The organism is Flavobacterium zhoui (assembly GCF_042787235.1).
Lineage (GTDB): Bacteria > Bacteroidota > Bacteroidia > Flavobacteriales > Flavobacteriaceae > Flavobacterium > Flavobacterium zhoui.
In genome coordinates, this window is record NZ_JBHZPY010000001.1 from 287670 (window position 1) to 302417 (window position 14748).

At 32.9% G+C, this 14748-nt stretch carries 11 protein-coding genes; 8 read left to right on the forward strand and 3 right to left on the reverse strand.

Features of this window, described 5'->3' with window-relative positions:
- Window positions 1–31: 31 nt before the first annotated feature.
- Window positions 32–1060 (forward strand): DUF3078 domain-containing protein, encoded by a 1029-nt coding sequence (locus tag ACFX5F_RS01330; protein ID WP_379849171.1) that lies wholly within the window; start codon window positions 32–34, stop codon window positions 1058–1060.
- A 70-nt stretch (window positions 1061–1130) separates the two neighbouring features.
- Here the strand turns inward: ACFX5F_RS01330 and polA are convergent, their stop codons facing one another.
- Window positions 1131–3971, reverse strand: coding sequence for a DNA polymerase I (gene polA, locus ACFX5F_RS01335; RefSeq protein WP_379849172.1), 2841 nt, complete (start codon window positions 3969–3971; stop codon window positions 1131–1133).
- Between the two features lie 355 nt (window positions 3972–4326).
- On the opposite strand from polA, the gene ACFX5F_RS01340 reads away from it, so the two are divergent.
- The 7 genes from ACFX5F_RS01340 (at window position 4327) to ACFX5F_RS01370 (ending at window position 10531) form a co-directional block, all read left to right on the forward strand.
- Window positions 4327–5820: a phage tail-like protein gene (locus tag ACFX5F_RS01340; RefSeq protein WP_379849173.1), complete on the forward strand. Its 1494-nt coding sequence runs from the start codon at window positions 4327–4329 to the stop codon at window positions 5818–5820.
- A gap of 196 nt (window positions 5821–6016) precedes the next feature.
- Window positions 6017–6205 carry a hypothetical protein gene (locus ACFX5F_RS01345; RefSeq protein WP_379849175.1) on the forward strand — a complete coding sequence of 63 codons (189 nt, stop codon included), beginning with the start codon at window positions 6017–6019 and terminating at the stop codon, window positions 6203–6205.
- Window positions 6206–6406: 201 nt separating this feature from the next.
- A complete protein-coding gene (locus tag ACFX5F_RS01350; RefSeq protein ID WP_379849177.1) occupies window positions 6407–7081 on the forward strand; it encodes a response regulator transcription factor in 675 nt (224 codons plus the stop codon).
- Window positions 7082–7092: 11 nt separating this feature from the next.
- Window positions 7093–8430 carry a sensor histidine kinase gene (locus ACFX5F_RS01355; RefSeq protein ID WP_379849179.1) on the forward strand — a complete coding sequence of 446 codons (1338 nt, stop codon included), beginning with the start codon at window positions 7093–7095 and terminating at the stop codon, window positions 8428–8430.
- A gap of 101 nt (window positions 8431–8531) precedes the next feature.
- Entirely contained in the window at window positions 8532–8714 is a 183-nt protein-coding gene (locus tag ACFX5F_RS01360; RefSeq protein ID WP_379849181.1) for a hypothetical protein, read from the forward strand.
- Window positions 8715–8925: 211 nt separating this feature from the next.
- Window positions 8926–10161 carry a metallophosphoesterase gene (locus ACFX5F_RS01365; protein WP_379849183.1) on the forward strand — a complete coding sequence of 412 codons (1236 nt, stop codon included), beginning with the start codon at window positions 8926–8928 and terminating at the stop codon, window positions 10159–10161.
- Between the two features lie 73 nt (window positions 10162–10234).
- Window positions 10235–10531, forward strand: coding sequence for a thioredoxin family protein (locus tag ACFX5F_RS01370; RefSeq protein ID WP_073204514.1), 297 nt, complete (start codon window positions 10235–10237; stop codon window positions 10529–10531).
- 13 nt (window positions 10532–10544) lie between these two features.
- Here ACFX5F_RS01370 and ACFX5F_RS01375 read toward each other — a convergent pair whose 3' ends face one another.
- Window positions 10545–11189, reverse strand: coding sequence for a polysaccharide deacetylase family protein (locus ACFX5F_RS01375; RefSeq protein ID WP_379849185.1), 645 nt, complete (start codon window positions 11187–11189; stop codon window positions 10545–10547).
- 80 nt (window positions 11190–11269) lie between these two features.
- Window positions 11270–14545, reverse strand: a complete 3276-nt coding sequence (locus ACFX5F_RS01380; protein ID WP_379849187.1) for a glycosyltransferase family 117 protein — start codon at window positions 14543–14545, stop codon at window positions 11270–11272.
- Between the last annotated feature and the right edge of the window lie 203 nt (window positions 14546–14748).

Consider the following 14748-nt stretch of genomic DNA (forward strand, 5'->3'; position numbering starts at 1 on the left):
ATTTTGCACCCTTAAATTTAACCGCCTTATAATGAAATTACTGCCCTATACTCTTCTTTTATTTATATTCTCAATCGCCACAAATAGTTTTTCCCAAGAGACAATAATACTGGAACTTATGCCTGTAACAACGCTTGTAAAAGTAACTGCACATGAACCATTAACAGTGGCATTAGATATACAACCAACAAGATCATTTATTCCTTTATCTCATTGGATAAAAAAAAACACTTTAGGCTTTTATATCTCTGAAATTGCCTTTGTTAATTGGAGTGCGGGTGGTACAAGTTCTATATCAGGTTTGGTAAAAGGAGATTTTTCAAAAGTATATACAAGAGAAAATTATAAATGGTCAAATGAACTTATTGTTCGCTATGGCCTAAATAAACAAGACGGAATTGAAGTCAGAAAAACAGATGATGCCTTACAATTTAATTCTACATTTGGCTACAGACAAGATACCCTTTCCAATTGGTATCATTCGGCTAAGTTTAATTTTAACTCTCAGTTTACAAATGGTTACTCGTATCCAAATACAGAAATTGCCATATCAAAACCATTTGCACCTGCATATATTTTCTTAGGAGTAGGAGCTGAAAATATAAATAAGGAAAAGAAGAGAACGTTTTATATTTCGCCTTTTACATTTAAGAAAACCTTAGTTTTAGATCAAAGACTGGCTAATCAAGGGGCTTTTGGTGTTACTAAAGCCGTTTATGATGCAAATGGCGTTTTAATTACGAAAGGGAAAAGAACTAAAACGGAACTTGGTTTTTTGATGACCAGTTTTTATAAGAAGGAAATTTTTAAAAATATCAATCTGGAAAACCGATTAAGTTTATATTCTGATTACATCAATAATTTTGGGAATATCGATGTGGACTGCGAATTATTATTAGATTTGGTTGTAAACCAATATGTAAAAGCAAATATTGGCACCCGTATCGTTTATGATGACGATATAAAATCTAAAAAAGAAGTGGATGGCACTCAGGTTACCCAAGGGCCCAAAGCACAACTAAAACAAATGTTAGGGGTTGGAATTGTGTATGTTTTTTAAATATTGAATTATCCTAAAACAAGTTGGCTATAGAGTTAAGCTTGTTTTAGGACGTTACAATACTCAAATATTAATGCGCTTCCAGCCAATCTTTTCCCGCTCCTAAATCGACATCCAAAGGTACATCAAGCTTAAAGGCATTTTCCATTTCGTGTTTTATCATTGGTTTTATTTTTTCTAATTCACTATTGTGAACATCAAAAACAAGCTCATCATGAACTTGCAAAAGCATTTTACTTTTCCAATTACCCGAAATTAATTTTTCATGAATATTGATCATCGCAATTTTGATGATATCCGCTGCGCTTCCCTGAATTGGCGCATTTGTAGCGTTTCGTTCCGCACCTCCTCGAACGATTGCATTCTGGGAATTTATGTCTTTTAAATAACGACGACGTCCAAGAATAGTTTGAACATAGCCATTCTCTCTTGCAAATTCTACTTGCTCGTGTATGTATGATTTTAGTCTTGGATACGTTTTGTAATAAGCGTCAATTAAATCTTTACTTTCAGAACGTGAAAGTGAGGTTTGATTACTAAGTCCGAAAGCAGAAACTCCGTATATGATTCCAAAATTCACTGTTTTCGCATGACTACGTTGTTCTCGTGTTACTTCTTCCAAAGGAACATTGAACACTTTTGAAGCCGTGGATTTATGAATATCTTCATGATTCTGAAACGCTTTGATCATATTTTCTTCACCGCTTAAAGCCGCAATAATTCGGAGCTCTATTTGGGAATAATCGGCAGAAACGATTGTGTAGTTTTCATCTCGGGCTACAAATGCTTTTCTAATTTGTCTTCCTCTTTCCGTACGAATTGGAATATTCTGCAAATTCGGATTATTGGAACTCAAACGTCCGGTTGCGGCTACGGTTTGCATATAATCAGTATGAATGCGATTCGTAATCTTATCTACTTGATTGGGTAAAGCCTCCACATAGGTGTTTTGTAACTTAACCAATTGTCGCCAATCCAGAATATCTTTTACAATAGGATTTTCAGCTGCTAAATAACTTAATATTTCTTCGCCTGTAGCATATTGACCTGTTTTGGTTTTCTTTTGTTTAAGTCCTCCAATTTTTAATTTATCAAACAAAATGTCACCGAGCTGTTTTGGCGAAGCCAAATTAAATGTCTCGCCAGCAGTTTCAAATATGTTTGCTTCTAATATTTTAATATCGTCATCTAGTGTTTTGGAAAGGGATTTTAGGAAGTCAACGTCAACCCGAATTCCTTCTTTTTCCATATCAGCCAAAACTTTCACTAATGGAATTTCAATGTCTTCAAATAGTTTTTTGGTGCCCGTTTTATCTAATTCCAGGGTGAATATTTCCTTGAGCTGCAAAGTGACATCGGCATCTTCAACGGCATATTCTTTGATTTCTTCCAGTTCAATATCTCGCATTGATTTCTGGTTCTTTCCTTTTTTTCCAATTAAGGCTTCAATAGATTGAGGAGAATATTTTAAATATGTCTCGGATAAAATATCCATATTATGACGCATATCCGGATTGATCAGGTAATGCGCAATCATAGTGTCAAATAGTTTTCCTTTTACGGTAACATTGTAGTTAGAAAGAATTTTCAAATCATATTTTAAATTCTGTCCAATTTTCTCGATGTTTTCATTTTCAAAAAACGGAATAAATTTCTCAATTAAAGTTTGTGCTTCTGCTTGATTTTCTGGAAACGGAACATAGAATCCTTTTCCTTTTTCATAGGAAAATGAAATTCCAACTAGTTCGGCATGCAAGGCATCAAGTCCAGTTGTTTCCGTATCAAAACAAACGGATGATTGGCTTAGCAAATTTTGAAGGAGTAATTTGGTTCCTAAATCACCTTGAATTATCTGATAGGAATGCTCCGTGTTTTCTAATGTATTATAATATTGATGACGTGTTTCTTCTGAAGTGTCATCCGGAATAGTACTGCCAAAAAGATCGAATTGATCCTCGTTTTTTGGTTGAGGCTTTTTATATAATTTTGCATCGTCCACAGTGCCACTTGTTGTTGCTGTTCCACCCTTTTTAAATATAGCGTCAAATTGTTCTGCCATTCTTCGGAATTCCAGTTCATTAAAAAGTGCATCTGTTTTTTCTACATCAGGAGTTGATAATTCATAATCTGTTTCATCAAAAACTACAGGACAATCCAGTAATATAGTTGCCAAAGTTTTAGATAGTAAGCCTTTCTCTTTATTGGCTTCAATATTTTCTTTCATTTTTCCTTTTAGCTTGTCTGTATTAGCTAAAAGGTTTTCCATGGTGCCAAATTCCTTTAGTAATTTTTTAGCGGTAACTTCGCCTACGCCAGGCAATCCGGGAATATTATCTGCTGTATCGCCCATCATCCCAAGAAAATCAATTACTTGATCAGGTCTTTCGATTTCAAATTTTGCCAATACTTCCGGTATACCCCATATTTCAATTCCATTACCCATTCTTGCGGGTTTGTACATAAATATGTTTTCAGAAACCAATTGTGCAAAATCTTTGTCGGGGGTTACCATAAAAACTTTGTAGTTCTGCTTTTCCGCCTGTTTTGCAATGGTTCCAATTAGATCATCGGCTTCATAACCTTTAACTTCTATAATAGGAATGTGCATCGCTTTTAATAGATCTTGTATATACGGAATAGCAATTTTTATTGCCTCTGGCGTTGCATCACGATGGGCCTTGTATTCAGGGAATATGTCATTTCGTAGTTGGCTTCCTCCATTATCAAAAGCAACTGCTAAATGATCTGGTTGCTCTCTTTTTATTACATCCATCAATGAATTCATAAATCCCATAATGGCGGATGTATCCATTCCTTTCGAGTTAATTCGAGGGTTTTTTATAAAAGCATAATAACCGCGGAAGATTAAAGCATAAGCATCAAGAAGGAAAAGGCGTTTTTGTTGTGACATGATTGTGATTTTGTAAAGTTTTCAAAAGTACAAAACTTGTCAGATATAGAAGTAACAGATTGAAATATTTCTTCCTTATTCTTGTCTTGCAGTTACTTTTTTAAACACGACTATTGCAAAAAAGCAGATCTAAATAAATTTAAAATTATTGATGTTGTTTATTTATAAGAAAAATATCAATAAATGATTTAGTGTATAAATTAGTAATTCTTATTTGTAGGAAATTAATAATATTTTGTAAAATAATATGTAGTTAATCGGTAAAATAAGTATTTAACCGATGTAATTCTTATTTTTGTAGAACAATTTTGAATGCCGATTACGGTTCTTTTATTTAATCTTTTATTCGTTTTTTATGAAAAAAAATTACTCTGCTAAAAAGGTATTGCAAGCCTGTCTCTTATTTTTCATGATAATAACGACAAATATGTTTGCTCAAGTGGGTATCGGAACAACTACTCCAAATGCGAGTTCGATTCTAGACTTAACATCTTCAACTCAGGGACTTCTAATGCCTAGGATGACTACTGTGCAAAGAATGGCTATCGTGTCTCCAGCGGACGGATTGATGGTGTATGACACAAATTTGAAATCATTTTTTCATTATGACACGAGTCTTTCGACTTGGGATAAACTTAATAGTGATGCTAACTACGGAAGGATGAAATTTAAACGTATAAAATCTACTGATGTTTTGGCAACTGTTTTGGCAGCAGAAAAAACTGCAGGAGGTGGAAGTAAATATCTTTTGGATACTGGTACATTGTATGAAATTAACGGGACAATTAATCTTGATTTTCCAATAGAATTAAATAATGCGTATCTTATTGGTCAGGATAGTAGTGAGGACAAGTTAGTTAAAGCGTCTGGGGATCTTTTTGTAGGTACAACTGGCGGATCAGTAAGAGTGCTGACTTTAACAGCCACAGCAGGAAAAGTGTTTAATATTACAGGAGGAGGTACTCAAAACTTAATTTTTAGAGATGCGATTGTGGCTAGTTCTTCGAATGTTGGTGTAATTGACAATTTCTCCCTAGTTTTTATTAGCATTGTTCAATTTGTTGGAAACACAACAACTGGAATTATTTATAAAGATATTAGTAAATTATTATTGAGCAATATCGGTTGGTTCGGAAATAACGGTGGTACCTATGAAACATTACAGGGGAGTTTTGGTTTAATTCAAAAAGCAGGAGGTTTTACAGAAGTAAATGGAACTAGTATTGGATTAGACGTTTCTTCTAACCCTACAATCACTGGAGATGCGGTAATGGAATCAGTTGTTTTTACAGGAACCCCTACAACGGGTCTATATATAAAAGGATACACTGTCGGTAGTTACACAGGATATAATTTTAATGATAGGTGGACTGTTAGATCAGCGGGAGTATCTAATGAAGGTGATGCTGTTGCTACAGGAGACATGAATTTTGATTATGCAGTTGGTGCAGGGGCTCAAACAATTTTTAATAATTCAAATCCGACTAATGCTACAAAATTGCTGGGGACATCTACATCAAGTAATTTATATAGATTTTCAAGAAACTCGACTGATAATCGTCTTCAATATTTGGGAAAGAAAAAAAGATTTTTTCAACTTACAGGATCCGTTTCCTTTCAAGTGAGTAATGTTGGGACATACATTATTTATATAGCAAAGAATGGAACTCCCATTACTCAATATAAAATCTACGGCAAAGGATTAGCTGCAAATGATATTTTAGTTCTTCCGTTAATTGCTTCAACAGAGTTAGCAACTAATGATTTTCTTGAAGTTTACGTACAAAGATATTCCGGCGGGACTAGTGATTATATTATAACTCCAAATTTAAATATAGTTGTTAAGTAATATTATCGACTTTACAACTGCAAAGTAATTTGTTTAAAAAAGGTTACCTTAATTATTTTACGGTAACCTTTTTTTTATTTAAAATCTTAATAATAAGTTAAATTTTTCTACGAACGTAAATCTTCATTTTATCTTCATTTAGCACTACTACATTTGATCTATAAATAACAAATTATTAATATTAAATTTAGAAATCATGAAAAAAGTATTGATGTTAGTTGCAGTATTATTTGGTACAAGTGTTATGGTAAATGCTAGAACAATTCCAACAAAAACCGTTCCGGTTAAAGAAGTGAAATTGGCAAAACATCCAAAACACAAAAAAATCAAAGCATCGAAAAAGGTAGCGGCTCCAGCCATGGAGAGTTCTAAAGAAAAAAAATAACTGATGTTTCTATTTTGCTTTCAAAAGAAGTAATAAAGGTTTATGTCTAAGTCTGCAAAACAGAATGGTTAATTATGAAAAAGCTGGTAAAATTATTTATCAGTTTTTTTTTATACCAATTTTGAGTTTTTTTTAAAATTATTAGAACAGTTTTATTAGTATTATTTTGTTACTTTGAATAGTTTTATACCACAATTGTTTATGAATATTCTTATTGTTGAAGACAATCCCGAATTAGCCATTGAATTGAAAGATTATCTTTCGATTAGCGGTTATGTTTGTAGAATTTCTAAAAATTGCGAAGCAGCATTAGAAGAAATTAGCAGCAACGACTATGATATTATGTTGTTAGATTTAGGTTTGCCAGATGGTAGTGGCTTTGATGTGTTAAAATCTGTTCGTAAAATACCATCGAAGATGGCAGTTGTTATCATTACCGCTCGTGGCGAACTAGATGATAGAATAAATGGTTTGCAACTTGGGGCGGATGATTATCTCACAAAACCTTTTGCTCTGACAGAATTAGGTGCTCGTTTATTTGCGATTATTAGGCGTATTCATGGTTTTACAGTTAACGATCTCGACATTCATGGTTTCAGTTTGCAGTTGCAAGATTACAAATTGCATTATGGTGGAATTCCAATTAAACTTACTAAAAAGGAGTTTGATATTTTTCAATATTTGGTATTAAATAAAAACCGAGTTATTACCAGATTACAGTTAACTGAACATATTTGGGGAGATATTTTAGAAGTTAATTCTGATTCAAATTTCATCGATGTTCATGTCCGTAACCTTAGGAAAAAATTAGACAAACACGCGGTCATAGAATGGTTTGAGACTGTTAGAAGCGTTGGTTATAGAATAAACGCTTAAATTATTTAGGAGTGAAAATTAAACACCAGTTAACTATATTCAATGCTATAACCCGATCATTAGTAATTCTGATCTTATGGTTAATGCTTCCTGTTTTAGTAGAACGAGTAGTTTACAAGCACATCAATAAAAGTTTAGTGGAAAAAAAGCAAAAATTTATTGAACATTTAGATAAGGAAGAAATTAACGATTTTATCATTAGAAAAGATACTACTGAAACGTATGCTAGTTTTTCCACATTACACAGTGAATTTCTGCAATTATCCAGATTGCCTAAAAATTCTGAACTAGATAAGACGGTTTTTATTAATGAGTCCAGAATTATTGAGGGAGAGAAAGATGATTATAGGATTTTGCAATATCAATTTCTTTACGGCAAAATGCGATATCAACTTGAAATAGGGAGTAGTTTAAGTGAAATCGAGGAACTGACTTTTATCATTAAGCTTTTTGTTTTAATTGTACTAATGATTACGATGATTGTTACATTTTTGATAGATACATTCTACATAGAATATCTCTTGAAACCATTTTATAAAATTATTGACACAAAAATTCGTCGTGTAAATGAACCCGATACTTTTGATCATACTCCTATCAATTCGCATTCTGCAGATTTTCAAGAGTTAGATGTGGTTTTAAACCAAATGATGAATAGAATCAGTGACCTTTTTAAAAAAGAAAAACAGTTCATTGCCAATGTTTCTCACGAGCTTTTGACACCAATAGCTTTGCTTAAAAATAAATTTGAAAACCTCCTACAAAATGATTCATTAGATGATAACGCAGTTGATAAAATCGCGGGCTCTTTGAAAACACTTGACATGCTGAAGAAAGTAATTAATAATTTATTACTCATCTCAAGAATAGAGAACCATCAGTACGAGTCTAATGAGGTTGTAAATTTGCAAGAAATAGTTAACGATTTGCATGAGGATTTGCAAGATCGTATTGATGAAAAAGGAATAATTGTAAATATCGATATCCATCATAACTATGAGTTCATTGGGAATAAAACGCTAATTCATATTCTTCTCTATAATTTAATGGTAAACGCTACTAAATACAATACAAACAATGGAATTATTACTGTTGTAGATGGGTTTTCTCATTCTAATTATTTCTTATCTATTTCGGATACTGGAATTGGAATGACTGAGAGTCAGATTGAGCAAATATTTAATCGTTTTACAAGGATTAATTCTACTGAGGATGGACACGGTTTAGGGCTTGCCATTGCTGAAAGTATTGCACTTTTTCACCATATAATTATAGAAGTTACTTCAGAGCCAAACGAAGGAACAACATTCCTGTTGCGATTCGGAAATAAGGAAAAACTTAATAAATAGTTAAAGTTTTTTGCACTACTAAATCTTCATTCAATCTTCATTTAGTGACACTACATTTGATCTATAAATAAAAACAAATTAGTAATAAAAAAATCACAATCATGAAAAAAGTATTGATGTTAGTTGCAATGGTTTTAGGAACAACAGTTATGGTAAATGCTCAAACGGCGCCTGCAAAAACAACTCCTGCGAAAGAAGTTAGAGCAGCAAAAAAAGCAGAGAAAGCAGCTAAAATTACTAAAGCGGAACCGGCTAAAATGGAAGCTACAAAAGCAAAAAAATAATTAAAACTTTTGTTCCACTAACGTAAACTGAAAAAGTAAATAGTTAGAAAAACAATAGTTTTAATTTAAGGAAAGCTGATAAAGTAATTTATCAGCTTTTTTTATAAAAAAAGTCGTTTTATATTGATTTGGCGTAATTTTAGTTAAATTTAGATTAATAAAAACGCAAAGTGTTTTCTTAATTTGTTATTTTGTCTAAAATTTTATAGAAATGATTCTTCGAATACTTTTATTATGTATTGTCCTCCTCGTTATTGAGCTTTATGCATTTCAGGCATTACGAACTTTAATAAAATTGAAATGGGTTTTGGTCTCTTATCAAATTATTAGTTTTCTGCTTTTTATATTTATTATTTATTCGTTCATGCAATTTGACCGTTCAGTCGGTCAGACGAAGCAAACCATGTTTACTATGGGTTTGGTGCTTCTAGTATATGTGCCTAAAATGGTTTTGGCTCTTGTGTTACTTGGGGAAGATATTTTTAGAGTGGGAGCGGGTTCAATCAACTATTTTATCGAGAATAATGATAAGGCAACTTTTTTTGCTTCAAGAAGAAAATTTGTGAGTCAGGTAGGATTAGGGCTGGCGGCAGTTCCTTTTTTGTCTTTAATTTATGGAGTGACGGTAGGTAAATATAATTATAAGGTCATTAAACAGCGTATATTTTTTCCGGATCTGCCGGATGCTTTTGATGGTTTTACCATTACTCAAATATCAGATGTTCACAGCGGAAGTTTTGACAATCCCGAGAAGATAAATTATGCTATAGATTTAGTTAACGAACAGAATTCGGATATGATTTTGTTTACCGGTGATATTGTCAACACAGATGCGAAGGAAATGCATCCTTGGATAGAAACTTTTAACCGAATCAAAAAACATGAGTATGGTAAATATTCGGTTTTAGGGAATCATGATTATGGCGAATATGTGACGTGGCCTTCAGAGGCAGCCAAAGAGAAAAATTTTCAAGACATAAAAAATCTTTACGGACAAATTGGTTTCAAATTAATGTTGAATGAACATGCTTTTATTGAAAAAGGATCCGATAAAATTGCATTAGTTGGAGTCGAGAATTGGGGACAAAATTTTAAAAAAGCGGGTGATATTAATAAAGCTTCTGAGCAATTAAATAAAGAGGATTTTAAAATTTTAATGAGTCACGATCCAAGCCATTGGGATTATGAAATCAAAAATCACGATAAGAACTTCCATCTTACCTTATCCGGACATACACACGGAATGCAATTTGGAATAGAAATTCCAGGTTATTTCAAATGGAGTCTGGCGCAATACGTTTATACGCAATGGGCCGGTTTGTATGAGAATGTAGGAAGATATGTTTATGTAAATAGAGGGTTTGGCTTTCATGCGTATCCTGGAAGAGTAGGAATTATGCCTGAAATTACCGTAATTGAACTAAAAAAGGGTAAGGCGATAGCTTAATTCGTTAAAATTGTTACATTTGTATAATAATTATCTCTTTTTAGTAAATTTAGAAAATTAAATTTTTGGTTTTATGTCAAAATTTGGAGAACTTATAAACGCACAAATACCTGTGTTGATTGACTTTTATACGGATTGGAATGAATCATCAGTTTCGATGCACCCTGTAATCAGAGATGTTGCGGCCGCTCTTGGCGATAAAGCAAAGGTCATAAAAATTGATGTGGATAAAAATCAGGAATTAGCCGAAGCTTTACGTATAAAAGGACTTCCTACGTTGATGATTTATAAAGAAGGCTTAATGATCTGGAGACAATCTGGGGAGTTAGATGCCAATACGATCATTAATCTTGTTCAAGAGCAGTTGTAGTTCTTTGTTACGGCTATTTTATAACTTCACAGACAAAATTATTTTCTTTTAAGTATACTAAGGTTTTGGGTAGTACATATTCAAGGTTCTTGAAGGCTTTTATGCTGTCATGAAAAACAATTATACTTCCAGATCTTACATTGGAAAGTACATTTTCTAAGCATTTTTCGCGAGATAAAGCGGAATCAAAATCTACACTTAGAACATCCCACATTATTATTTTATAACCTAATTGTTGTATCGTTTTTGCTTGTGATCTTTTTATCTTGCCATATGGTGGACGAAATATTTTACAAATCAGATCGTTGATTGCAAATTTTCGAATAGTGTCCTCGCATCGTTGGAAATTTTCGATGTACGATTCGGTTATTGTTTTCCAACCATTCAAATGATTGAAAGTGTGATTTCCAATAGTATGCCCTTCACCAATTACTTTTTTGAATATTTCGGGATGTTTCTCGATATTATCTCCAATACAGAAAAAAGTTGCTTTAACCTTGTGTTTTTTTAATTCTTCTAAAACCCATTCGGTAATTTCAGGTATGGGCCCATCGTCAAACGTTAGGTATATTTTATTTGCAGTATTGGGTATATTCCAAACATAGCTTGAAAACAATTTCTTTATAATCCAATTCGTTTTTACCCAAAGAAAGTTCATCTTTTTTATTTTAAAAGTAAAAAAAAATAGCGACATTTTTCAATATCGCTATAATTTATAATTATGGTATTTACTTGAATTTACTCTTTCTCACGACCAAAACGTTCGAACATTTTAATATAGGTATTGAAAGAGGTTCTGTTCTGATTGTAAAATGCGGTGTCTCCACTTTCTTTCATTACTTGTAGCAAACCTCTATAGCGTTCGATATCAGTTATAATGTCAATTGCAATACTTGTTTGCTCGGATGCGCTCAAGTTGCCGTAGTAATTAAGATTTTCTTTGTATTTCGATATTAATTTTTCGAGAAGTTGTTGCGCTTTTGCTTTTTCGCCAATAGCATAATATCCTTTCGGAAATGGTTCAACTAGTGAATAATATCCAAATTTATCCAATGGCATTTTGGTCATGGCTAAATTGATGATGTTTTTAGCTTTGTCTTTCTTTCCTTCGGCAATTAACTGATCCATCAATCGGGCAAGATTCATTCTATAAGTGATACTGTTTCTTCTAGTTTCAGGATCATGATATATGGTGGGGCTGTCACTATTTCCCCAATCCCATTTCATAACATTGGCGTACATTTTATCCGAGTCAATTTGACCCATGTCCATTTGTCCATCGTCTTTTTTTAGTTTCGTTCTAATAGGAACTAATTTATAAACCATTCCGTCTAGCTGAAGATATTCTTTCATCCATATGTAATCTTCGTTGTCAAATGCTCCACCGCTGAAATAGATAGGTCTTTTCCAATTATTATTAGCAACAATATCAAGCATCATTAACCTGTTTTTATACAATGCATTTCCTTTTATGTCAATATCTATGTAAGGAACGATAGAATCATTGTATTTTGCTGAAACAACTTTGTTCTGGATAATCATATTTTTATCGACAGGAATTCTAATTTTATTTGTTGGATAAAAATGGATTGTCTGTCCATTCTGCATTTCAACAGTAGATTTCGGATTTTTAATAAACTCGATAAAATCCTTTATCTCCCATCTGCTTTCCACTTTTGGGATATGAGCTACATAGTCCAGTTTGTCGCCCACATATTGGTCGTGCGTAAAGGAAATAGGTAAGGGATCGGATTCATACGTTTTAGTTTTCATTTGATCAATATACCAATCCGTCATGAAAAGACTCGTGTTTACGATTTTTACGTCCGTTCTTATCTTTTCTATTTCTTGGGCATACCATAAAGGGAAGGTATCATTATCGCCAATAGTAAATAATATGGCATCCTTATCGCAAGACTTTAAATAGGCTTTTGCCATTGCTACAGCAGTATATTTGCCTGAACGGTCGTGGTCATCCCAGTTTTGAGAGGCCATCAAGACGGGAGCTGCTAATAAACTCGCTGCAATAAGTAAGGGACCAGCAATTTTAGGTGCTAAGTATTTCTGGGCACTTTCGTAGAGCGCATAGACGCCAAATCCTATCCATATGGCAAATACATAGAACGATCCGACTAAGGCATAATCTCTTTCACGAGGTTCGAAAGGTCTTTCGTTCAAATATATTTTTAACGCAATTCCAGTAAATAGGAACAGTGCAAGTAAAACATAAAAGCTCTTTAAATCTTTATTGGCATGATACATCAAACCTATTAGCCCAAGTATAAATGGTAAAAAGAAATATACATTTCGACCTTTATTATTTAGTACATCTGATGGTAAATTATCTTGCGAACCTACATGTAAGTTATCAATAAATTTAATTCCACTGATCCAATTTCCGTCTAAATTATCGTATTTTCCTTGCACATCACTTTGACGTCCAACAAAATTCCACATCAAATATCTCCAATACATATACCCAAATTGATATTCGAACATGAAGCTTAAATTATCAACAGTTGTTGGTTTTTCAATAATTAAATAATCTCCGTAACTTTTTAGAAAAGAAACATAACCGTCATTGTCAATTTGTTTTTGGGCATACGCTTGTCTGAATTCATTTACCGTTTTTTCAACTTCATTTTTTAACTGTGCAATGGCCTTATTGTATTCCTCTTCAGTTAATTTGCTTGGATCAATACCATATTTTGATAAATCATCCTCATAAGGATAGTCCGGATTAATTTTGAATACAGGAGGACTGGTGAAATTCATGTAATTCGCTACATGCTCGGTACTCCACATTCGAGGTAAAATAGTTTTTTGGTGGTCGTCACTATTTTGCTCGGCATTTTTAAAATTATTTGTAATAATGTATTTACCGGTTTTTAAATCTCTTTCGTAGTTAGGTGCTTTGTCTAAGTAAGGATGTTCTTTGTCAAGGCCAGTAAAGGTTTCCGTGTATTGAGGCCCGTAAAACAATGGATTTACACCATATTGTTCTCTGTTGTAATACGCCAGAACTTCTGCTGCATCCGATGGTTTATTTTCGTTAATTACGGTATTGGCATTTGCTCTGATTGGTAACATCATCCAAGTGGAGAACCCAATTAAAATAAACAAAATACAAAGAATAATAGTGTTGTAAAAGATCAAACCTTTTTGCTTGGTATATTTTAAACCAAAGTAAAAGAAAGCGATAAAAAGTAGTGCCACAAAAATACTTCCGGAATTAAATGGCATTCCTAATTCATTCACCATGAAAACTTCTGTCTTTGCAAAGAAAGCCATAGTCAACGGGAGCAATAACTTGAAGATAAATAATAAGATGGCAATAACGACAATATTGGCAATTATAAAATTTTTGACAGTAACTTCTTTATAATGTTTAAAAAAATAAAGAAAACCTATAGCAGGTATAGTTAATAAAGCCATAAAGTGAACTCCAAACGAAAGTCCAACAACTAGAGAAATGATTAGTAACCATTTATTTCCTCTTGGCGTATCCATGTCCTGTTCCCAACGCAATCCCAACCAAAAAAGTAAGGAAATAAATAAAGAAGCCATAGCATAAACTTCGGCTTCTACTGCGTTAAACCAAAAACTATCGGAGAATGTATAGGCTAACGCTCCTACAAATGAACTTCCAAGAATAACTATCGCATTGTCTTTGTTTATTTCAGAAAATCTAGCAATTAGCTTTTTCAAAACCATTGTGGAAGACCAATACATAAATAAGATGGTAAAGGCACTTGAAAAAACGGACATCATGTTGACCATTAATGCAATATGTTTATCATCCGTTGCAAACATGGCGAAAAAGGCTCCAATCATTTGGAATAAAGGAGCTCCCGGTGGATGTCCTACCTCTAGTTTGGCGGCAGTTGCAATATATTCTCCACAATCCCAAAAACTCATGGTAGGCTCAACAGTAAGTGTATAAGTTACTAATGCTATTACAAATGTAAACCAACCTATAATCGTATTCCATTTATTGAAATTGAATGTTACCATATTTTAGACTAAAATTTTAGTTAAATTTTTTGAGTTACAAAGAAAATGTTTTTTTGTCGAATGATGCGAGCATTAACAAAATTTTCAAAAAAAAAATGAAGTTTGGTAACCGATTGGTTTTTAGTTGTTTTTAAAATAATATTCGATTGGAGTTGAAGAGAATGAAAATTTTTTGAAAAAAACGCATTAAAAAATTTGTGTAG

What these genes read in the sequence shown, in the direction of transcription:
- polA (WP_379849172.1), bottom strand. Translation starts at nt 3,971, where the DNA reads ATGTCACAACAAAAACGCCTTTTCCTTCTTGATGCTTATGCTTTAATC.
- ACFX5F_RS01350 (WP_379849177.1), top strand. Translation starts at nt 6,407, where the DNA reads ATGAATATTCTTATTGTTGAAGACAATCCCGAATTAGCCATTGAATTG.
- ACFX5F_RS01340 (WP_379849173.1), top strand. Translation starts at nt 4,327, where the DNA reads ATGAAAAAAAATTACTCTGCTAAAAAGGTATTGCAAGCCTGTCTCTTA.
- ACFX5F_RS01370 (WP_073204514.1), top strand. Translation starts at nt 10,235, where the DNA reads ATGTCAAAATTTGGAGAACTTATAAACGCACAAATACCTGTGTTGATT.
- ACFX5F_RS01365 (WP_379849183.1), top strand. Translation starts at nt 8,926, where the DNA reads ATGATTCTTCGAATACTTTTATTATGTATTGTCCTCCTCGTTATTGAG.
- ACFX5F_RS01380 (WP_379849187.1), bottom strand. Translation starts at nt 14,545, where the DNA reads ATGGTAACATTCAATTTCAATAAATGGAATACGATTATAGGTTGGTTT.
- ACFX5F_RS01375 (WP_379849185.1), bottom strand. Translation starts at nt 11,189, where the DNA reads ATGAACTTTCTTTGGGTAAAAACGAATTGGATTATAAAGAAATTGTTT.
- ACFX5F_RS01330 (WP_379849171.1), top strand. Translation starts at nt 32, where the DNA reads ATGAAATTACTGCCCTATACTCTTCTTTTATTTATATTCTCAATCGCC.
- ACFX5F_RS01360 (WP_379849181.1), top strand. Translation starts at nt 8,532, where the DNA reads ATGAAAAAAGTATTGATGTTAGTTGCAATGGTTTTAGGAACAACAGTT.
- ACFX5F_RS01345 (WP_379849175.1), top strand. Translation starts at nt 6,017, where the DNA reads ATGAAAAAAGTATTGATGTTAGTTGCAGTATTATTTGGTACAAGTGTT.